Annotated in this window: 19 protein-coding genes, 5 tRNA genes and 1 rRNA gene; 14 read left to right on the top strand and 11 right to left on the bottom strand. The window is 35.7% G+C overall.

The features are described from left to right. Positions 1–131: 131 nt before the first annotated feature. The 3 genes from P163_RS07460 to P163_RS07450 form a co-directional block, all read right to left on the bottom strand. Positions 132–205: transfer RNA gene (locus P163_RS07460), tRNA-Ala, on the bottom strand. A 110-nt stretch (positions 206–315) separates the two neighbouring features. Next, positions 316–389: transfer RNA gene (locus tag P163_RS07455), tRNA-Ile, on the bottom strand. 134 nt (positions 390–523) lie between these two features. Then, a 16S ribosomal RNA gene (locus tag P163_RS07450) occupies positions 524–2,043 on the bottom strand. Positions 2,044–3,100: 1,057 nt separating this feature from the next. Here P163_RS07450 and thrS point away from each other — a divergent pair. From thrS to rplT, 4 genes are all read left to right on the top strand, one after another. Beyond that, positions 3,101–5,047 (top strand): threonine--tRNA ligase, encoded by a 1,947-nt coding sequence (thrS, locus tag P163_RS07445; RefSeq protein WP_034889186.1) that lies wholly within the window; start codon positions 3,101–3,103, stop codon positions 5,045–5,047. Positions 5,048–5,105: 58 nt separating this feature from the next. Next, on the top strand, positions 5,106–5,621 hold the full coding sequence (gene infC / locus P163_RS07440; protein ID WP_262489664.1) for a translation initiation factor IF-3: 516 nt from the start codon (positions 5,106–5,108) through the stop codon (positions 5,619–5,621). 35 nt (positions 5,622–5,656) lie between these two features. Then, complete coding sequence (rpmI, locus tag P163_RS07435; RefSeq protein WP_034889182.1) at positions 5,657–5,854, top strand: 50S ribosomal protein L35; 198 nt, start codon at positions 5,657–5,659, stop codon at positions 5,852–5,854. Between the two features lie 114 nt (positions 5,855–5,968). Next, on the top strand, positions 5,969–6,313 hold the full coding sequence (gene rplT, locus P163_RS07430) for a 50S ribosomal protein L20 (RefSeq protein ID WP_034889181.1): 345 nt from the start codon (positions 5,969–5,971) through the stop codon (positions 6,311–6,313). A gap of 74 nt (positions 6,314–6,387) precedes the next feature. Here rplT and P163_RS07425 read toward each other — a convergent pair whose 3' ends face one another. The 6 genes from P163_RS07425 to tgt all read right to left on the bottom strand — a co-directional run bounded on the left by P163_RS07425 (position 6,388) and on the right by tgt (position 13,574). Continuing rightward, positions 6,388–7,572 carry a hypothetical protein gene (locus tag P163_RS07425; protein ID WP_034894077.1) on the bottom strand — a complete coding sequence of 395 codons (1,185 nt, stop codon included), beginning with the start codon at positions 7,570–7,572 and terminating at the stop codon, positions 6,388–6,390. A gap of 157 nt (positions 7,573–7,729) precedes the next feature. Beyond that, positions 7,730–9,286: a replicative DNA helicase gene (dnaB, locus tag P163_RS07420; protein ID WP_034889179.1), complete on the bottom strand. Its 1,557-nt coding sequence runs from the start codon at positions 9,284–9,286 to the stop codon at positions 7,730–7,732. Positions 9,287–9,453: 167 nt separating this feature from the next. Next, positions 9,454–10,407 (bottom strand): acetyl-CoA carboxylase carboxyltransferase subunit alpha, encoded by a 954-nt coding sequence (locus P163_RS07415; protein WP_034889177.1) that lies wholly within the window; start codon positions 10,405–10,407, stop codon positions 9,454–9,456. Positions 10,408–10,467: 60 nt separating this feature from the next. Then, complete coding sequence (locus P163_RS07410; protein ID WP_034889175.1) at positions 10,468–11,379, bottom strand: DMT family transporter; 912 nt, start codon at positions 11,377–11,379, stop codon at positions 10,468–10,470. Further along, positions 11,366–12,442 (bottom strand): LptF/LptG family permease, encoded by a 1,077-nt coding sequence (locus P163_RS07405; RefSeq protein WP_034889173.1) that lies wholly within the window; start codon positions 12,440–12,442, stop codon positions 11,366–11,368. The genes P163_RS07410 and P163_RS07405 overlap by 14 nt, the downstream gene beginning before the upstream one ends. 1 nt (position 12,443) lies before the next feature. Further along, a complete protein-coding gene (tgt, locus tag P163_RS07400) occupies positions 12,444–13,574 on the bottom strand; it encodes a tRNA guanosine(34) transglycosylase Tgt (RefSeq protein ID WP_034889171.1) in 1,131 nt (376 codons plus the stop codon). Positions 13,575–13,744: 170 nt separating this feature from the next. Between tgt and P163_RS07395 the strand changes: the two genes are divergently transcribed. From P163_RS07395 to P163_RS07385, 3 genes are all read left to right on the top strand, one after another. After that, complete coding sequence (locus P163_RS07395; protein WP_034889169.1) at positions 13,745–14,590, top strand: transketolase; 846 nt, start codon at positions 13,745–13,747, stop codon at positions 14,588–14,590. Positions 14,591–14,655: 65 nt separating this feature from the next. Next, complete coding sequence (locus P163_RS07390) at positions 14,656–15,609, top strand: transketolase family protein (protein ID WP_034889167.1); 954 nt, start codon at positions 14,656–14,658, stop codon at positions 15,607–15,609. A gap of 122 nt (positions 15,610–15,731) precedes the next feature. Continuing rightward, positions 15,732–16,328, top strand: a complete 597-nt coding sequence (locus P163_RS07385; RefSeq protein WP_034889165.1) for a PorT family protein — start codon at positions 15,732–15,734, stop codon at positions 16,326–16,328. Positions 16,329–16,406: 78 nt separating this feature from the next. On the opposite strand, the gene P163_RS07380 is transcribed toward P163_RS07385, so the two are convergent. Next, complete coding sequence (locus P163_RS07380) at positions 16,407–17,312, bottom strand: FKBP-type peptidyl-prolyl cis-trans isomerase (RefSeq protein ID WP_231556175.1); 906 nt, start codon at positions 17,310–17,312, stop codon at positions 16,407–16,409. A gap of 75 nt (positions 17,313–17,387) precedes the next feature. On the opposite strand from P163_RS07380, the gene P163_RS07375 reads away from it, so the two are divergent. From P163_RS07375 to P163_RS07365, 3 genes are read left to right on the top strand one after another with little or no spacing between them, the layout of a single operon-like run. Further along, positions 17,388–17,783, top strand: coding sequence for an RNA-binding S4 domain-containing protein (locus P163_RS07375; protein WP_034889161.1), 396 nt, complete (start codon positions 17,388–17,390; stop codon positions 17,781–17,783). Then, complete coding sequence (locus P163_RS07370; protein WP_034889159.1) at positions 17,780–18,361, top strand: methyltransferase domain-containing protein; 582 nt, start codon at positions 17,780–17,782, stop codon at positions 18,359–18,361. Before P163_RS07375 ends, P163_RS07370 begins: the two co-directional genes overlap by 4 nt. Positions 18,362–18,365: 4 nt before the next feature. Further along, positions 18,366–18,866, top strand: a complete 501-nt coding sequence (locus P163_RS07365; RefSeq protein WP_034889157.1) for a phosphoribosyltransferase family protein — start codon at positions 18,366–18,368, stop codon at positions 18,864–18,866. Here P163_RS07365 and P163_RS07360 read toward each other — a convergent pair. Then, the gene (locus P163_RS07360) at positions 18,858–19,379 is read right to left on the bottom strand and encodes a shikimate kinase (protein ID WP_034889155.1); all 522 of its coding nucleotides are present in this window, start codon (positions 19,377–19,379) and stop codon (positions 18,858–18,860) included. The genes P163_RS07365 and P163_RS07360 overlap by 9 nt on opposite strands. A 121-nt stretch (positions 19,380–19,500) precedes the next feature. On the opposite strand from P163_RS07360, the gene P163_RS07355 reads away from it, so the two are divergent. The 4 genes from P163_RS07355 (at position 19,501) to P163_RS07340 (ending at position 21,197) form a co-directional block, all read left to right on the top strand. Then, a tRNA-Lys gene (locus P163_RS07355) sits at positions 19,501–19,573 on the top strand. Positions 19,574–19,614: 41 nt separating this feature from the next. Further along, positions 19,615–19,687: transfer RNA gene (locus tag P163_RS07350), tRNA-Lys, on the top strand. A 91-nt stretch (positions 19,688–19,778) separates the two neighbouring features. Further along, positions 19,779–19,862: transfer RNA gene (locus P163_RS07345), tRNA-Leu, on the top strand. 438 nt (positions 19,863–20,300) lie between these two features. Beyond that, positions 20,301–21,197 (top strand): MerR family transcriptional regulator, encoded by an 897-nt coding sequence (locus P163_RS07340; RefSeq protein WP_034889153.1) that lies wholly within the window; start codon positions 20,301–20,303, stop codon positions 21,195–21,197. Positions 21,198–21,199 lie beyond the last annotated feature (2 nt).

The following is a 21,199-nucleotide window of genomic DNA, read 5'->3' as shown; positions in this document are numbered from 1 at the left end:
TATTCTTTATTTCCCAATATGTCAATGAACGTTTTTCCCTTATAACGACCCCTTTTCGATGGTAACCAAACGAAGTATACTAATGTATCCTGGTTGTTTGAATTACCTATACCCAAAAGATCTAGGAATAGTGGAGAATATCGGAGTCGAACCGATGACCTCCTGCGTGCAAGGCAGGCGCTCTAGCCAGCTGAGCTAATCCCCCATTTTCGAAATTCAGAACTATGAATTCAGAATTAAAATGATTAGAATTCTCAACTTCTAAAATTTCCTATAATTTTAATGAACATCTTTTACAACTCTCGCTATAAAAAGTAGTCTCAGGCAGACTCGAACTGCCGACCTCTACATTATCAGTGTAGCGCTCTAACCAGCTGAGCTATGAGACTGTCTAATTTAAGAGACATTTCTCAAGGTCTCCCTTTATTCTTTAATAATTAAATTGACAGGAATCAAGACAAAAACAAAATCTTAAGAGATCTGCTTTGTAACTGCGATTGCTCTTTAATAAGCAATACTCTAGAAAGGAGGTGTTCCAGCCGCACCTTCCGGTACGGCTACCTTGTTACGACTTAGCCCCAGTTACCAGCTTCACCCTAGGCCGCTCCTTACGGTGACGGACTTCAGGTGCTTCCAGCTTCCATGGCTTGACGGGCGGTGTGTACAAGGCCCGGGAACGTATTCACCGCATCATGGCTGATATGCGATTACTAGCGATTCCAGCTTCACGGAGTCGAGTTGCAGACTCCGATCCGAACTGAGATAGGGTTTATAGATTCGCTCCTGCTTGCGCAGTGGCTGCTCTCTGTCCCTACCATTGTAGCACGTGTGTGGCCCAGGACGTAAGGGCCGTGATGATTTGACGTCATCCCCACCTTCCTCACAGTTTGCACTGGCAGTCTTGTTAGAGTTCCCGACTTGACTCGCTGGCAACTAACAACAGGGGTTGCGCTCGTTATAGGACTTAACCTGACACCTCACGGCACGAGCTGACGACAACCATGCAGCACCTTGTAAATTGCCCGAAGGAAAAGGTGTTTCCACCCCTGTCAATCTACATTTAAGCCCTGGTAAGGTTCCTCGCGTATCATCGAATTAAACCACATGCTCCACCGCTTGTGCGGGCCCCCGTCAATTCCTTTGAGTTTCATTCTTGCGAACGTACTCCCCAGGTGGGTTACTTATCACTTTCGCTTAGCCACTCAGTCTTGCGACCGAACAGCTAGTAACCATCGTTTACGGCGTGGACTACCAGGGTATCTAATCCTGTTCGCTACCCACGCTTTCGTCCATCAGCGTCAATAAATTATTAGTGATCTGCCTTCGCAATCGGTGTTCTATGTAATATCTATGCATTTCACCGCTACACTACATATTCCAACCACTTCATAAGTATTCAAGAACAACAGTATCAATGGCAATTCTATGGTTGAGCCACAGACTTTCACCGCTGACTGATTGTCCCGCCTACGGACCCTTTAAACCCAATGATTCCGGATAACGCTTGGATCCTCCGTATTACCGCGGCTGCTGGCACGGAGTTAGCCGATCCTTATTCGTACAGTACCGTCAAGCTCCCTCGCAAGGGAGTGTTTCTTCCTGTATAAAAGCAGTTTACAACCCATAGGGCCGTCTTCCTGCACGCGGCATGGCTGGATCAGGCTCTCGCCCATTGTCCAATATTCCTCACTGCTGCCTCCCGTAGGAGTCTGGTCCGTGTCTCAGTACCAGTGTGGGGGATCTCCCTCTCAGGACCCCTATCTATCGTAGCCATGGTAAGCCGTTACCTTACCATCTAGCTAATAGAACGCATACCCATCTTATAGCCATAAATGTTTAATCATCAATTAATGCTAATCGATAATACTATGGGGCATTAATCCAAATTTCTCTGGGCTATTCCCCTCTATAAGGTAGGTTGTATACGCGTTACGCACCCGTGCGCCGGTCGTCGGCGGTGCAAGCACCCCGTTACCCCTCGACTTGCATGTGTTAAGCCTGCCGCTAGCGTTCATCCTGAGCCAGGATCAAACTCTTCATCGTTAATCTTTAAATAATATAACAATTACAAGGTCTTCTTCTATTACTATCTCCGAAAAGATAATAACAGCTCAAAATTCTATTCTAGTCTTGATTCGTATTCTTTTGGTTTCTTCTGCCATTCTTGCGAACAACATTTGAAACGCGCTGTCAATTCAATATATCAATGAACTTAGTTGATCTCCTCTTAACGAAGAGCTCATTGTGAAATTAAAGGAGTTGAACCTTCTTTTTTTTACTACCCTATCCCGGGATTTCAATTCAGTATTTTGTAGTGATCGTATCCGCTGTGTAAGCGGCTGCAAATATACAACGCTTTTTCTTTAACTTCCAAACTTTATTTTAAAGTTTTTTGAAGTTTTTTTTGACCCCTTAGTAAGAAGTAAAAACCGCCGCAACCCACACTAGTAAAGAACTTTCTTACTCCTCAAACAACACCTTCATGTCATTCTCAAAGCGGATGCAAATGTACAACTCTTTTTCTCTAACCAGCAAACTTATTTGAAAAATATTTCGAATGTTTTTTTTAAAAGCCAATAATAAAAAATGGGTTATAAAAATACAATCTTTTTTTACAATCAAACAAATCAATTACAAAATATTTTAAAGAACTTTCGCCTCTCGTTTCCTCCTAAGCGGGTGCAAATATAGTTAGGATAAATAAACCTGCAAGTTATTTATCCAGTTTTGTCCAATCCAAAACAAAAATAGTTTATAAACTATTGATTCTTTAAAGATTAGAATTTATATTTTTTTTCAAAAGGAACACTTTTAATAGCATACCAGTTACCTTATTATACATACACTAAAAAAGATATTACAATTTGTGTTAGGGATAGCAGTGACATCCTTTTGGATCCCTGTCGTGTAATTACCATATACTCTATGACTATTCACTGCATTCTTGCTTAAAAAATAAGATAAGAGAAACCAAAAGATAGAGCGAATAGCCCGGCCTGTGTCTTTCCACCGGCAACACCCAAGAAAAAAGGAATATATACATAGGTATATTGTGCAACCGCATTTATCCTATTATCTTTGCTATATAATATTAGAGGAAATGATAAAGATAAGCTTGCCGGATGGCACTATTAAAGAATTTGAAAGTGGCGCTACTCCTATGGACGTTGCCAGAAGTATAAGTGAAGGATTTGCGAGAAATGTAATTTCTGCCAAATACGATGATACCGTGATTGAAACTACTACTCCACTTACTAGCGACGGAAGCCTTACTTTATACACATGGAATGACAAGGAAGGTAAAAAAGCTTTTTGGCATTCTACCTCTCATGTAATGGCTCAAGCTATTGAAGCTCTATACCCTGGATCTAAGCTTACTATAGGACCAGCTATTGAAAATGGATTTTATTATGATGTAGATTTTGGTGAGCAAAAGATATCTGAGAACGACTTTAAAAAGATCGAGGATAAGATGTTGGAAATTGCAAGAGGAAAACATGATTTCTCAATGCGCTCTGTTTCTAAAGAAGAAGCTTTGTCTTATTATAAAGATCAGGAGAATCCTTTTAAGGTAGAATTAATAGAAAACCTGGAAGATGGAACTATTACTTTTTGTGACCATGATACCTTTACAGATTTATGTAGAGGTGGCCATATTCCAAATACAGGAATAATTAAAGCAGTAAAATTAATGAGTGTTGCCGGCGCTTACTGGAGAGGGGATGAAAACAAGCCACAACTTACTAGGGTTTACGGAACCTCTTTCCCTAAACAGAAAGATCTAAAGGAATACCTTGAATTACTTGAAGAGGCTAAGAAAAGAGATCATAGAAAATTAGGAAAGGAATTAGAACTTTTTACTTTTTCACAAAAGGTAGGACAAGGTTTACCATTATGGTTACCTAAAGGAGCTGCACTTAGAGAGCGTTTAGAAAACTTTTTAAAGAAAGCGCAGAAGACCGCCGGTTATGAAATGGTAGTAACTCCGCATATTGGACAAAAAGAACTTTATGTTACTTCCGGACATTATGCTAAATATGGAGCAGATAGCTTTCAGCCAATTCACACTCCAAACGAGGGGGAAGAATTTTTATTGAAACCTATGAACTGCCCACACCATTGTGAAATATATAATTCTTCACCGTGGAGTTATAGAGATCTTCCGAAGAGATTTGCAGAATTTGGTACGGTCTATAGATATGAACAAAGTGGAGAACTACATGGATTAACAAGAGTTCGTGGCTTTACTCAAGATGATGCTCATATTTTCTGTACTCCAGATCAGCTAGATTCTGAATTTAAAAAAGTGATAGATCTTACTTTATATGTATTCGATTCTTTAGGCTTTAAAGATTTTACAGCTCAGGTATCTTTAAGAGACCCTGACAATAAGGAGAAATATATTGGTAGTGATGATGTTTGGGAAAAGGCAGAATCTGCCATAATTTCAGCAGCAAAAGAAAAAGGTTTGAACTATGTCATTGAAAAAGGGGAAGCTGCTTTTTATGGTCCGAAGTTAGATTTCATGGTTAAAGATGCTTTAGGAAGAAGTTGGCAGTTAGGAACCATTCAAGTAGACTACAATTTACCTGAAAGATTCGATCTTACTTATAAAGGGAGTGACAATGAAACTCACAGACCTGTAATGATTCACCGTGCCCCTTTTGGCAGCATGGAGCGCTTCATTGCTGTATTGCTTGAAAATGCAGGAGGAAATTTTCCTCTATGGTTAATGCCAGAACAAGCTATTATTCTCTCTCTCAGTGAGAAATATGAAAAATACTCACAAAAAGTTTTAAGTTTGTTAGAAAATGACGAAATTCGCGCCTTGGCTAATCATAGAAATGACACCATTGGTAAGAAGATTCGTGATGCCGAGATGAGTAAGATCCCTTATATGTTAATTGTTGGGGAGCAGGAAGAGAAGGATGGTACGGTTTCTGTACGTAAACACGGAGAAGGTGACATTGGAACAATGTCTATAGAAGACTTCGCAGAATTAGTAAACAACGAAATAAAGAAAACGCTAAAAACGTTTAAAGTTTAATTAAAATTATATAGCCATAGCAATACGTAGAAAAAGATCGAAGCGACCGCTTAGAGAAATTAAAGAAGACCAGCACCGTATTAACGGTAAAATTCGCTCAGATGAAGTTCGTCTTGTGGGTGAAAACGTTGAAATGGGCGTTTATCCTATTAGAAAAGCTTTAGAGATTTCTGAAGAGCAAGGTTTGGATTTAGTAGAAATTTCTCCTAATGCCAAACCGCCTGTAGCCAAAGTAATGGACTACAAGAAATTTCTATATGAGCAGAAGAAAAGAGAGAAAGTTTTAAAAGCAAAAGCCAGTAAGGTGGTTGTTAAAGAGATTCGTTTTGGACCTCAAACAGATGATCATGATTACGAGTTCAAGAAAAAAAATGCAGAGAAATTCTTAAAGGATGGTGCCAAGTTAAAGGCATTTGTATTCTTTAAAGGACGTTCTATTGTATTTAAAGATCAAGGACAAATTTTGTTATTAAGATTGGCACAAGATCTTGAAGAATTAGGGAAGGTAGAACAGATGCCTAAATTGGAAGGAAAACGTATGACTATGTTTCTTTCTCCTAAGAAATCTAAATAAGAAAATAAGAACGTTAATTATAAAATTATAAGAGCATGCCTAAAATGAAGACTAAATCTAGTGCCAAAAAGCGTTTTAAGCTTACCGGTACTGGTAAAATAAAAAGAAAGCACGCGTTTAAAAGTCACATCTTAACAAAGAAGTCTAAAAAACGTAAATTAGCTTTAACTCATAGTACATTAGTACATGATGCAGATAAAAGTAATATCAAACTTCAACTTAGATTAAAATAAGTTGAACCACTTGATGGTTTAATCAATTTAAAAACCCTGGAGATAGGCTAAGAGAATTTAAATACATCTTTTAGAAGTGTTGAAAAACCGCCTACTACAAAAACAATTTAAAATATGCCAAGATCAGTAAATTCAGTTGCTAAAAGAGCCAGAAGAAAAAAGGTTTTAAAGCAAGCAAAAGGTTACTTTGGACGTCGTAAAAACGTTTGGACTGTAGCTAAAAACGCGGTTGATAAAGCAATGCTTTATGCTTACAGAGACCGTAAGGTTAAGAAGAGAAATTTCCGTTCATTATGGATTATGCGTATTAACGCTGCAGCCAGATTACATGGAATGTCTTATTCTCAATTTATGGGTGGAATGAAAGCTAACAGTATCGGTTTGAACAGAAAAGTTCTTGCAGATTTAGCTATGAATCAGCCAGAAGCGTTTAAAGCTTTAGTAGACAAAGTAAAATAAATTATATACAGATTAACGTTCTTATTAAAAAAGTCTCACTTTAATTAGTGAGACTTTTTTTTATTTTCAAGAATCTAAGTCTTGATTTTTTTCTTCTTAGCTGCTGGAAAGAGAATATTGTTTAGAATTAACCTATAACCCGGTGAGTTAGGATGCAGTGATAATTCTGTTTTAGGATCTCCTACCCTATGCTGAAAATCTTCCGGATCATGACCCCCATAAAAAGTAAAAAATCCTTTTCCTTTGATTCCATGAATATACCTTGCCTCTCCATTTATTTTATTTTCTCCTAATACTAAAATCTTAGATTTTAAAAATTCAGGATCAAAGGCTGTGGTCTGTCCCATAAAACCTTTAACCAGTGCCGTATGATTTTGATTCAACATGGCTGGAATGGGATCCCATTTAGCAGAAAAATCCATCAATGTAAAATAATCTGTTTCTACAGATACTGATCTCTTCTCCGTCATATCTATAGATGAGAACTCGTACTTCATAGGATCTCTCTCTAAAAGAAAATTTGTAAACGCAAAGGTTGCATTAAAATCTATCTTAGATTGATACCCTGCATCGCTAGCATCCCCATCAAACATTGGCTCTACTATATCTAAGCCTTCTGCTGCTAAGGAAATGTCAAAACTATCTGTAGCACTACACATTGCAAACATAAAACCACCACCTACAACATAATTTCTAATTTTTAAAGCTACTGCCAGTTTTTCCTGAGAAACCTTTTTATATCCTAAATTTAAAGCTAAAGCTTCGGCCTCTTTTTTCTCTTTTATATACCAGGGTGTAGTTCTATAATTTCGATAAAATTTTCCATATTGACCTGTAAAATCTTCATGATGCAAATGCAACCAATCATATAAAAGCAAAACATCACTTAACACCTCCTCATCATAAATAGTTTCATATGGAATTTCTGCATAAGACAAGACCATAGTTACAGCATCATCCCATGGTTTATTTCCTGAGGGTGCATATACGGCAATTTTAGGTGCTTTCTCTAGAATTACAGCCTCCATATTTTTGGAAGGACTTGATATCTCTTCCAATAAGGCAATAGTTTTTGCATCGCTTAATTCTTCATAGGAGACGCCTCTAATTTTACATTCCTTCTGTAATTCTTCTGTATCTGAGATTAGAAAAGAGCCTCCTTTGTAATTTAGGAGCCATTGCACTCTTAGCCTATTTTGAAGAGCAAAATATGTAATTCCATAAGCTTTGAGGTGATTGGTTTGGCTATCTGCATCCATAGGGATTAACAAAGATGAGCTATGGACAGGTAGGCTTATAACAAATAAAAAGAGCATCAAAACCAAGGTTCTAATGCTCTTTTTAAATTTATTTATCTCTGAAGATTCAACGCTAGAATTAATTTCTTCAAATATTTTATTCAGATTTTTTGTATAATTAAAAAGGTACGTCGCTATCGTCATCATTAAAATCATTATTCATTGAGCTTCCAAAAGCTTCATCTGCACTTGGACTTGGTAAACCGGGAGTTCTAAATGCATCTTCCCCTTCACCGTCGTTCATTTTAGAATGAAATTCAAAAGGAGAGTCAAAGTCATCTAAGTTATCGAATTTACCTAAATGTCCAACAAATTTCAAACGAATGTTTTCTAAACCACCATTACGGTGTTTAGCGACAATGAATTCTCCCTGCCCTGCAGTAGGAGAGCGCTCTTCATCATCCCACTCATCTATTTTATAATATTCTGGCCTATAAATAAATGATACAATATCTGCATCCTGCTCAATTGCACCGGATTCCCTCAAATCACTTAATAATGGTCTTTTGCTTCCACCTCTAGTTTCTACAGCACGGGATAGCTGTGAAAGTGCTATCACCGGTATACTTAATTCTTTTGCTAGTGCCTTCAAGTTACGAGAAATAGTAGATATTTCCTGTTCACGATTTCCTCCTTTGCTCGCACTTCCCGCCGTCATTAATTGGAGGTAATCTACAACTACCATTTTAATCCCAAACTGTGAGGAAAGTCGCCTTGCTTTAGCTCTAAGGTCAAAAATTGATAAGGATGGAGTATCATCTATAAATAATGGAGCTTTTTCAAGATCTTTAACCTTCACATTCAATTGTTCCCATTCATGAGTTTCGAGGTTTCCTGTTCTTAATTTTTCAGAAGATAATCCTGTTTCTGATGAAATAAGACGGGTTATAAGCTGTACGGCAGACATCTCCAAAGAGAAAAATGCCACAGGTATGTTATGACCAACAGCCATATTTCTCGCCATAGAGAGAGTAAGTGCTGTTTTACCCATACCAGGACGAGCTGCAATAATTACTAAATCACTAGGTTGCCATCCGGAAGTTAATTTATCTAATTTATCAAAGCCAGAAGGAACTCCACTTAATCCTTCCTTGTTAGAGATCTCCTGAATTCTGTTCTTAGCCTGAATAACCAAGCTATGAGCTGTTTCTGTAGAACGCTTTATATTCCCCTGCGTAACTTCATAAAGTTTTGTTTCTGCTGAATCTAAAAGATCAAATACATCTGTAGCTTCATCATAAGATTCTTCAATTATTTCACTAGAGATCTTAATTAGACTTCTTTGAATATATTTCTGAAGAATGATACGAGCATGAAATTCTATATGGGCTGAAGACGCTACTTTTTGAGTAAGTTGAATAAGATAATATTCTCCACCCACCTTTTCTAACAGACCTTCTTTTCTTAATTGATTGGATACTGTTAATAAGTCTATTGCCTCTGTATTTTCAAATAGCTTATAGATAGCATCATAGATATGCTTATGGGCAGTTTTATAGAACACATCTGAGTGTAAGATATCGATAATTTCATCGACACCTTTTTTATCGATCATCATTGCACCTAGTACAACTTCCTCTAAATCAACAGCTTGCGGCGGTATTTTCCCGCGTTCTAAATTAATAACATTTCCAGAGTTATATTTTATATTTTTTGGGGCGGTGGCTTTTTCCATAGTACGAATGTAAAAAAATGTTAAAGCAATCTTAACGATTACCTCGTAAGTTAATTAACCGGTAATGAACAATTTACCTGTTAATAACTTATGTTTTTTGTTAATAAGGCCAAAAAAATCCGAAGTAAAACTCCGGATATTTTCTTAACGTCTTTATACTAGGTATGTTAATCTTTAAACACTCCCATATTTGAGTATTTATCCATACGCTTATTTACCAATTCTGCTGATGATAAGTTTTTGAACTCATCGTAAGCAGATAAAATTGAAGTTTTAACCGTTTCAAAAGTTTCTTCACGATTGCTATGTGCACCGCCAAGAGGTTCTTTTATGATCTCATCAATCAACTTTTGTTTTTTCATATCTGTAGCGGTTAGTTTTAAAGCATCTGCCGCAATTTCCTTGTATTCCCAGCTTCTCCATAAGATAGAAGAACATGATTCTGGAGATATTACAGAGTACCATGTATTCTCTAGCATCATTACCTTATCTCCTACTCCAATCCCTAAAGCTCCACCACTAGCACCTTCACCAATAATAACAACAATGATTGGCACTTTTAAGCGAGTCATTTCTAAAATATTTCTAGCAATAGCCTCACCTTGTCCGCGTTCTTCTGCTTCTAAACCAGGAAATGCTCCAGGAGTATCCACGAATGTCACTACAGGAACTCCAAATTTCTCTGCAGATTTCATCAACCTTAGCGCTTTGCGATATCCTTCCGGATTCGCCATTCCAAAATTTCTATATTGTCTTGTCTTGGTGTTAAAACCTTTTTGTTGACCTACCAACATAAAACTTTGATCTCCAATCTTTCCAAGACCACCAATCATGGCTTTATCATCTTTTACAGTACGATCTCCATGAAGCTCCAAAAAGGTATCTCCACAAATAGCTTTAATATAATCTAAAGTATAAGGTCTGTTAGGGTGTCTTGAAAGTTGTACACGTTGCCATGCTGTAAGATTCTTATAGATCTCTTTTTTGGTAGCTACCAATTTCTTCTCTATCTGTTTACAAGTAGCTGTTACATCTACATTGCTTTCTGAACCTATGTTACAAGCTTTCTTGTATTGTTCTTCTAACTCTTTAATGGGTAATTCAAAATCCAAATATTCCATATGAAGTTATGGTGTTTTTAATTAGCCTACAAATATAACAAACTTTGAAAGGAAGAATTCCTAAGAAGGCTTATTAATTTTTCTTTTTGTTTTAAGATATCCGTTAAGTACTACGGTAGAAAGGATTATTAGGGTGCCGTAGTAGAATTGTGGATGCATTTGCTCCTTATTTCCGAATATTAGAAATGCTAAAATGATGCCATAGACAGGTTCTAAATTTGTAGTTAGCATTACGGTATATGGACTAAGATGTTTCATTACAGCCACAGCAGATATAAAGGCAAACGCTGTACAAATTGAGGACAGGATGAATAAATAGAGCCAATCTGAAGATTGAAGATTGAAGAATTCTGAATTGAAACCACTTTCACCACCAGTAATCCACGTTTTAATGATTAGGTATATTGAAATAGCTACAGCTCCCGTAAGCAACTCATAGAATGAAATAACCGAAGGAGCCGCATGTTTTACAAGCTTTCCGTTCATAAGCGTAAAAACTGCCGATAGAAATGCAGAAATTAAGGCGAGGACAATTCCTAAATAATGCTCGGTTTCTACATTAAATATTATATACAGCCCAAGCATAACTATCAATCCAAAGAACACCTCATACCAAACAAATTTTCTTTTATAGAATATTGGTTCTAAGATAGAAGTAAAGAACGCACCAGTAGATAGTAGTGCTAAAGTTATTGAAACATTGGCTTCCTTAATAGCACCAAAAAATGTTAACCAATGAAGAGCTATTACTAATCCCGCAATAATTAGAAGTCTTAATTTCTTAGGAGGAAGTTTAAGACTTTTGCGCTTCCATAATATCCAGATTAGTATAAAGCCACATGCAGATAACATTCTATACCAAACCAGAGGAATAGCATCTAGGGATATTAAAGCGCCTAAAACTGCAGTAAAACCCCAAATTAACACGATAACGTGAAAAAAGAGGTAGCTTTTAAGTTTATCGTTTAGCATTAAAGAGCAAGTAAATAGCTAGAATTCCAAATGTGAAATTTGGAAACCAAACACCTATTAAAGGCGAGAATGTAGATTGTTCTGCAATAGTTCCAAAAACCTTATCAAAAAATATAAATATAAAAGCAAGAGTGATCCCTAAGGCCAAATTTACCCCCATTCCTCCTCTTCTCTTTACAGACGATACTGCTACAGCAATGATCGTTAATATAAAAGCAGATACCGGTAAGCTCCATCTTTTATAGGCTACCACTAAATATCTATTCATATTTGCTGAACCACGACGCTTTTCTTGATCTATAAAATCATTCAGCTCGTTATATGTAAGTGTTTCAGCAATATATTTCACAGGAGTAAGCTGGTCGAACTCAAAGGGCAATACCGTATCCAAAACTCTTTCATGAATAATAACATCTTCTCTTTCACCAATTATTCGCTTATCTAAATTTGTAAGAGTATAAGTACTGTCTACGGTATTGAAGACTAATTTAGAAGCACTTAATTTAAATTTTAGCTTATTGCCTTCAAAATGCTCTAGGGTGAAATTACGTGCAGTATAAGTTTTAGGCTGGAAGTTACTGGCATAAATATATTCAGAATCATTAATCTGCCTATACACATCATTGGTTTCCTGCACTTCAGCTCCTTTTTTCAAATACTGATATTTAAACTCGTTAAAACCCTTACTAGCTTGAGGAGCCAAATACATACTTAAAACAAGTGCACCTGCACATACAATGGAAGCTCCTATTAAATAAGGTCTCAAAAATCTCCAATAAGACACTCCACTACTTAAGAAAGCAATGATCTCTGTGTTATTAGCTAATTTTGAAGTAAACCAAATTACAGATAAAAATAGAAATAGTGGAAATAAAAGGTTTGCGAAATAAACAGTAAAATCTAAATAATAAGCAGCCACCTCTATAAAGGGAACTTCATTCTCTAAGATCTTATCTATTTTTTCTGCAAGATTAATGGTAATTCCAATAGGAATGAACATTAATAGCATCATGGTAAAAGTACCTAGATAACGTTTTAATATGTACCAGTCTAGTATTTTCAAATTATAAGCGCTTATCCATTTGCTTTACCATCATGTTCTTCCAGGTTGTAAAATCACCAGCTAAGATATGCTTTCTTGCCTCACGTGTCAACCAAAGGTAGAACCCTAGATTATGAATGGTAGCAATTTGCTTGCCTAATAATTCATTTACACTAAATAAGTGTCTTAAATAAGCTTTAGTATATTCGGTATCTACCCAAGTAATATTCATATCATCTATCGCAGAAAAGTCATCTTCCCATTTCTTATTCTTAATATTGATGGTACCATGGGCTGTGAATAGCATTCCGTTTCTAGCATTTCTGGTAGGCATTACACAATCAAACATATCAATTCCAAGAGCAATATTCTCCAATATGTTTATTGGGGTTCCAACACCCATTAAATAACGAGGCTTATCTTCAGGAAGGATTTCTGTAACAACTTCTGTCATTGCATACATTTCTTCTGCTGGCTCTCCTACAGACAATCCTCCAATTGCATTTCCTTCTGCCCCTACAGATGCAATATATTCTGCAGATTGCTTTCTGAGATCTTTGTAAGTACTTCCCTGAACTATAGGAAAAAAGGCCTGAGAATAATCGTATAAGTAAGGTGTTTTTTCCAGATGACTTATACATCTATCTAACCATCTATGCGTCATATGCATAGATCTTTTGGCATATCTATAATCGCAAGGATACGGTGTACACTCATCAAAAGCCATAATTATATCTGCTCCAATTGCTCTTTGGATCTCCATAACATTCTCTGGAGTAAAGGTGTGATAAGATCCATCTATATGAGATTTAAACTTAACGCCTTCTTCTTTGATCTTTCTTCTGTCTGAAAGAGAATAAACCTGAAACCCACCACTATCGGTAAGAATATTTCTATCCCAATTCATGAATTTATGCAAGCCACCGGCTTTCTTTAAGATCTCAACCTGTGGCCTTAGATATAAATGATAGGTATTTCCTAAGATTATATCAGGGTTTATTTCTTCTTTTAATTCTCTTTGATGCACTCCTTTTACTGTACCAACGGTTCCCACTGGCATAAAAATAGGAGTTTCTATAACTCCATGATCTGTTGTGATCTTTCCTGCTCTTGCTTTGCTACCTACATCGGTAGTTAAAAGTTCAAAATTCATAGTTTCATTTAAGTAGCTGCAAAGATACTTAACTAATCTACATATCACAGAACGTAGAATTTAAAAAATGTTAGTTAAATACTTCAAATCGTTGATAACTGCTAATTTCTAACTTTGAGCTTCCTATTTAAAAACATATTTTTGCAACACTTAAAAATAACAACACAACAATGCCGAACACACAACAATTAGAAGATTTTGTTTCTCAGGTTAGAAGAGACATTGTAAGACAGGTACACAAAGTAAATTCTGGGCATCCGGGAGGATCTTTAGGCTGCGCAGAATTCTTTACAGCTCTTTATCAAGAAGTGATGGATTATAGCACAGATTTTAAGATGGATGGAATTGGAGAAGACCTTTTCTTTTTATCTAACGGTCATATTTCTCCAGTGTTTTACAGCGTGCTGGCTAGAAGTGGATTTTTTCCTGTAGAAGAATTAAATACTTTTAGACTTATTAACTCTCGCTTACAAGGACACCCAACTACACATGAAGGGCTTCCAGGTATTAGAATTGCCTCTGGATCTCTTGGCCAAGGAATGAGTGTAGCACTTGGAGCTGCAGAAACTAAAAAATTGAATAATGATGATCACTTAATTTACACACTTCATGGTGATGGTGAATTGCAAGAAGGTCAGAATTGGGAAGCAATTATGTATGCTGCCGGAAACAAGATAGATAATATTATATCTACCATAGATGTTAACGGCCAGCAAATAGATGGAGCAACAGATCAGGTACTACCAATGGGGAACATCAAAGCTAAGTTTGAAGCTTTTGGATGGGAAGTTCTAGAGGTGAAAGAAGGAAATGATATAACAAAGATCAATGAAGGTTTAAAGAAAGCAAAAGAACTAACGGGAAATGGAAAGCCTGTTTGTATCTTGTTACATACTATTATGGGTAACGGTGTAGATTTTATGATGCATACTCATAAATGGCATGGTGTTGCTCCAAATGATGAGCAACTTGCAGAAGCATTATCTCAAAACCCTGAAACCTTAGGAGATTATTAATAGACTTCAATACTTATCATTAATAGCTATTGATAAGATCTTGAATCTCAGAAAAAGACATTAGAATGAAAAAATATACAAATACAGGAAATAAAGATACACGTTCAGGTTTTGGAGCAGGTTTGGCTGAATTAGGAAGAACTAATGAAAATGTAGTTGCTCTTTGTGCCGATCTTACCGGCTCTTTAAAGATGGACGAATTTAAAGCAGAAAATCCTGAAAGATTTTTCCAAGTTGGAATTGCAGAAGCTAATATGATAGGAATGGCTGCAGGAATGACCATTGGTGGTAAAATACCATTTACGGGAACCTTTGCTAACTTTTCTACCGGTAGAGTTTATGACCAAATTCGCCAAAGTGTTGCTTACTCCGGTAAAAACGTAAAAATTTGTGCATCTCATGCTGGCCTAACTTTAGGTGAAGATGGAGCAACTCACCAGATATTAGAAGATCTAGGATTAATGAAGATGTTACCTGGAATGACCGTTATAAATACGTGTGACTACAATCAGACTAAAGCAGCTACTATGGCTATTGCTGAATTGGATGGCCCGGTATATTTAAGATTTGGAAGACCAAAAGTTGCCAATTTTACTCCAGAAGATCAAAACTTTGAAATAGGAAAAGCGGTACAACTTACCGAAGGAACAGATGTTACTATAATAGCTACAGGTCACCTGGTGTGGGAAGCTTTAGAAGCAGCGCAAGAATTGGAAGCTAAAGGAATTAGTGCAGAGGTAATAAATATTCACACTATTAAACCTTTGGATGAAGAAGCCATTATAAAATCTGCTAAGAAAACCAGATGCGTAGTAACTGCCGAAGAACACAATATACTAGGTGGTCTTGGAGAAAGCGTAGCTCGTACATTATCTTTAAATGCACCTACACCTCAAGAATATGTAGCTACCATGGATACTTTTGGTGAGAGTGGAACTCCGGAGCAATTAATGGAGAAATATGGATTAAATGCTGAAGCAATCGTAAAAGCTACTCAAAAAGTGATCAAAAGAAAGTAATATTCTTCTTTATATATTATTTTAAACCCTTCAACGTCAACGTTTGAAGGGTTTTTCAATCTTGTGTGAAAATAATTGGCACATTTACTGCGTTATACCCATCTCATCTTAAATCAAAACTTATGAAAAAATTATTTTTATTAGCATGCCTTACTTTCGGAGGAGTGGCAATGGCTCAAACTTCTTATGGAATTAAAGGTGGTCTAAATTATGGTGCTACCGGAGATTACGAAAACTTTTCTCAAGTTGCAGGAGATGTTTCTACCGTAGAAAACGGAAAAGAAAGCACAGGATATCATTTAGGTGCTTTTGCAAAGTTTGAATTTCTTGGAATATTTCTTCAACCGGAATTAGTATACACTTCTTTAAAGACAGAATATAAAACATTCGATTATAGAATGAATAAAATAGATGCACCTATACTTTTAGGCTTGAACGTTTTCGGACCAATAAATATTAAAGCAGGACCTTCTTTTCAATATGTATTGAATAATGATCTTGAGAACTCAGATTTCGAAATTTCAGACGTTGATAATGAAATTACTTTAGGATATCAATTGGGTGCCGGATTAGATCTTGGAAGATTAGGCTTTGATGTACGCTATGAAGGGGCATTTAATGAGAACAATGCTTTTGGTAATATGGCTGCAGACAGGAACTTTAAAATTGACTCCAGACCGTCACAATGGATCTTCGGCCTAACCTATACTTTTAATTAAGGCTATATTTTAATAACAAAAAAATCCGCAACCAAGGTTGCGGATTTTTTTTTACTAATTACTAGTATATTTAATTTTCTAGAAATACGTTTCAGGATCTAGATAATCTGGGATCCCATCGCTATTCTTATCTGTAAAGATTATAGAACCATCTATATTGAATGTTATTTCTTCTTTTGTTGGAGTTCCATCACCATCATCATCTGTATCTGCGTAATTTGGCGCACCATCCTCATCGGTATCATCATTAGTGATAATCTCATCTCCATTTAGATCTTCCATATAACTTGGAATTCCATCATTATCATGATCTGCCTCATTAGCGATAAAGAGGTTCACATTAAATATTATTGGACTATAGGAAGGAATTAGAGGTTGAGTTGAAGCAAAATATCCTAATCCAGAAGGTAAGAAAATAGAACCTATTCCATAATCATTATTAAATACTACAGAATTATCTTCTTTTACCTCGTATCCTGAAGCAGATTTAAATTCAACAATACCCTGAGTAAAACCATCTATTAATTGTGTAAGGTCAAACCAAACAGGAGTAAGCGTATTATCAAATGTAGTTCCTGTTAAAAGTTTCCCGGAGTAAGTAACAAACGTAGAATCTGCAAATTTAGGTTGCATCCCTTCCCCTTCTCTCACCTTCAAAACATATAGATTGTAATCTACTTCATCTCTGGTAATAGTTTTGGTAGATAAAAGATCAGATTCAAAAATGGAGATCTTTTCAGCATTAGATCCAGCAATTGTATCAAATCGAACTGTATAATCAAAGTCTGCTGCAGGAGACTCAAATTCTTCATAATTATAGAAATGTGTCTTTAAATAAGAAACTAGCGCTTCATCATCTTCAATAGCTTGTTCTCCACGATCTCTTGGGGGTGTAATGGAGGTTTCATCATCATCTTTGTTGCAACTTATAAACATTGTGCTAGCTAGCACGGTAATAAAAAACAATTTGTTCAATTTCATCATTAGCTCAATTTAAGGCGGCAAGATACAATAATCTTGTATTTTTGCTTAAGATTTACACAGTTTTAAGAACCAAATATGAGAGTTGATAAATATTTATGGTGTGTGCGGTATTTCAAAACAAGAAGTCTTGCCACCCAAGCTTGCAGACAAGGGAAAGTAAAGATCTTAGGAGATAATGTAAAAGCTTCTAGAGAGGTATATCCTACAGATAAGATTCAGGTTAGAAAAAATCAGATCGATTATCAAATAGAAGTATTAGACATTCCCACCAGTAGAGTTGGAGCTAAGATTGCAAATCTTTATGTTAATGATATTACTCCTAAAGAAGAATTCGAAAAATTAGAGCTTTTGAAGTATTCTAAAGACTATTATAGAAAAAGAGGAACCGGAAGACCTACCAAAAAAGATCGTAGAGATATAGATGATTGGTTTGAAGATCCAGATGAAGAAACCAAAGAAGCGAAAGAATGAGATTAGACAAAGAATATTGGAGTTCTAGATATCAAAGTAATACTACAGGCTGGGATCTAGGAAAAGTTTCTCCACCTCTAAAAGCATACATAGATCAACTAGAAAATAAGAATTTAAAGATCCTTATTCCTGGTGGTGGCAATTCTTATGAAGCAGAATATTTACATCTTCAAGGTTTTAAGAATGTCTATGTAATAGATCTAGCTTTAGAACCTTTGCACAATTTGCTTCAACGAAATCCAACATTCCCAAAGTCACATCTTATTCAAGGTGATTTTTTTGAGCTTCAGAACAATTTTGACCTAATACTCGAACAAACTTTCTTCTGCGCGCTACCACCTAATAGGAGAGGAGATTATGCAATTAAAATGGCTGAGTTATTAGAGCCACAAGGAAAATTGTGTGGGCTTTTATTTGACACAGAATTTGAAAAGGAAGGTCCTCCTTTTGGAGGTAGTAAACTAGAATATTTAACTTATTTTAGTCCGTTCTTTAAAATTAAGATCTTAGCCTCTAGCTATAATTCTATAGCTCCGAGAAAAGGAAAAGAATTGTTCTTTATATTCATAAAAAATTAACCATATGCCGGCATCTACCATCATTTTGAACAACGAACAAATAAAGCATAAGATAAAGCGCATTGCCTATCAGATCTATGAAAGTAATGTAGATGAATCTCATTTAATATTGGCAGGAATATCTAAGAGCGGATATCAGTTTACACAACGCTTAAAGACGGTGCTAGAAGAAATCTCAGATATTACGATAGAGTTATGTGAGGTTAGAATAGACAAGAAAAATCCTTTAAATGCCATAGAAACCTCCCTCCCTCCATCTTCTTACAAAGATAAATCTGTGGTATTGATAGATGATGTTCTAAACTCTGGAGCTACCTTGATCTACGGTGTTAAACACTTTTTGGAAGTTCCCTTAAAACAGTTTAAAACCGTAGTGCTTGTAGATAGAAGTCACAAAAAATTTCCTGTGAAAGCAGATTTTAAAGGAATTTCTTTATCAACTTCTATGAATGAGACTGTACAGGTACATTTCTCCAAAGGCAAAGACAAGGTGGAGCTACTTTAACTTCTGAATAATTTCATATCCAATTTCATCTGCTTTTCTATTTTCCACATTTACCACAATATCTGCTTGGTTGTAATAATAGCTGCGTTCAAAGAGATGTTTTCGTATAAAATCTTCGAGAAGATCCTTAGTTGCTAAATGACTAATAACTGGTCTAGTTTCCTTTTCCTGAAATAACCTATTAATTAAAAAGTCTACAGATGCTTTAAGATAAACAAGATTAGCTTCAGTATGGCTTTTAATGAGATCCATATTTATACCATAACAAGGAGTTCCTCCTCCTAGTGCAACTATCATATCTATAGGTTCTTCTAAAACATCTTCCAGCACCTTAGTTTCTAATTTTCGAAAATATAGCTCCCCTTTGGTAGCAAAGATCTCAGAAACTGTTAGTTCTTCTATTAACGTTATTTGATCATCCAGATCTACAAGTGGTAATCTCATTTTTTGAGAAATATAGTCTGCAATTAGAGATTTACCCGATCCCATGTAACCTGAGAGAAAAATTTTCATACTGATTTTGAGGTGTTTAGAATTTTTTTAAAAACATTTGCAAATTTATATCAATTTCCTCTTGAAAAATAAATAAATCATAGTATATTTGCACCCGCAATCGCAAAATAATGTGAAGCAAGATTTGGTAGCTCAGTTGGTAGAGCATCTCCCTTTTAAGGAGAGGGTCCTGGGTTCGAGCCCCAGCCAGATCACTAAGAATTAGAGGTTATCCTCAACGCTCATTAACATTTTAGATTTGGTAGCTCAGTTGGTAGAGCATCTCCCTTTTAAGGAGAGGGTCCTGGGTTCGAGCCCCAGCCAGATCACTATTTTTAAGTTCCATACTTTAAGAACTTTTAAAGTATTTATTTTGAAATTAAATTGCCCTTTAGGAAATCTTTTTCTAATAGCGCATTTGCCCGGGTGCTGGAATTGGTAGACAGGCATGGTTGAGGGCCATGTGTTCATTAGGGCGTGCGGGTTCAAGTCCCGCTCCGGGTACAAATAAACTTCACTCCACATTTATTTCATATTTTTCTTTCGCTTTTACTTTATCGTATTAGTAATACTGTATTTTTAACATGTTCAACTATTAGATCTATTGCACTTCGAATGCTATAAACTTCACAAAGTATCTCTATATTTTCTATTAACATTTAATACTATCCTTTTTAAAAGTCTTGATAGGATCAAAATCACACAGCTATCTCCTTTACCATATTATTTATAACTCTACGAAGCGAACTAGCGTTTACTACTTCCGTAAATTCAGCTTAAAAATGCAAACCCAGAATTAAGTAATTCCGTATATAGGTATTTAGAAGAAGTATTCCCTACATCAATTTTGTTTAACATTATATCTACAAGATTAAACATTTAACATTTTGATATAAAAGTGAAACTACAAATTTGTTTAGATTTGTTTATCTATTAACACCTATGGAAAACGTTAAACAGAATTTCAGCATAAAAGATCTAGAGCATTTAAGTGGAATAAAAGCGCACACTATCCGAATCTGGGAAAAACGCTACAATATCTTATCACCAGAGCGCACAGATACTAACATAAGAACCTACGATCTAGAAAATTTACAGAAGATACTCAATGTAACTTTCTTAAATGAACATGGCTATAAGATATCTAGAATAGCGAAACTTACCGATGTTGAGATCTCTACAATGGTTAAAAATGTAGCGGCTAGCGCGAGTGTTAAGAATCGAGCAATTAATTCGTTTAAAATAGCTATGATCAATTTTGATGAGGTGTTGTTTAATAAAACCTATAATATGCTTATTGAGAAGAAGGAATTTAGAGAGATCTTTTTGGAGATCTTTATTCCTCTTTTAGATGAAATAGGTCTATTATGGCAAACAGATACTATAAATCCCGTTCATGAACATTTTCTTGTTAATTTAATTAAGCAGAAATTATATTTAAACATTTCTAAGTATGGAGATGCCACCAATGAAAATGAGGATGATCTATATGTGCTCTTCTTACCAGAAAATGAAATTCATGATCTTGGTATCCTCTACCTAAATTTTGAATTGAATTTTCATGGAAAAAGAACTATCTACCTTGGCCCTAGTATGCCTTTAAAAGATATGAAGTACTTACTGGAAATTCATAAAGATTTAAAGTTTATGAGTTATCTTACAATCGCACCGCTGGAAATGGATAGTTTCTTGGAAGAATTTCAAAGAGAACTATGCACAGAAAAAACCTTAGACATTAGCTTATTTGGAGCAAAAATACAGAATTTAGATCCTAACAATTATCCGGAAAATATCAGAATATATAAGTCTATTACAGAATTTGCAAATCAATTAGATTAATG

It is taken from the genome of Gillisia sp. Hel_I_29 (assembly GCF_000744275.1).
GTDB lineage: Bacteria > Bacteroidota > Bacteroidia > Flavobacteriales > Flavobacteriaceae > Gillisia.
Note: the sequence above shows the minus strand (reverse complement) of the source record. Positions and strands in the feature narration are given on the sequence as shown.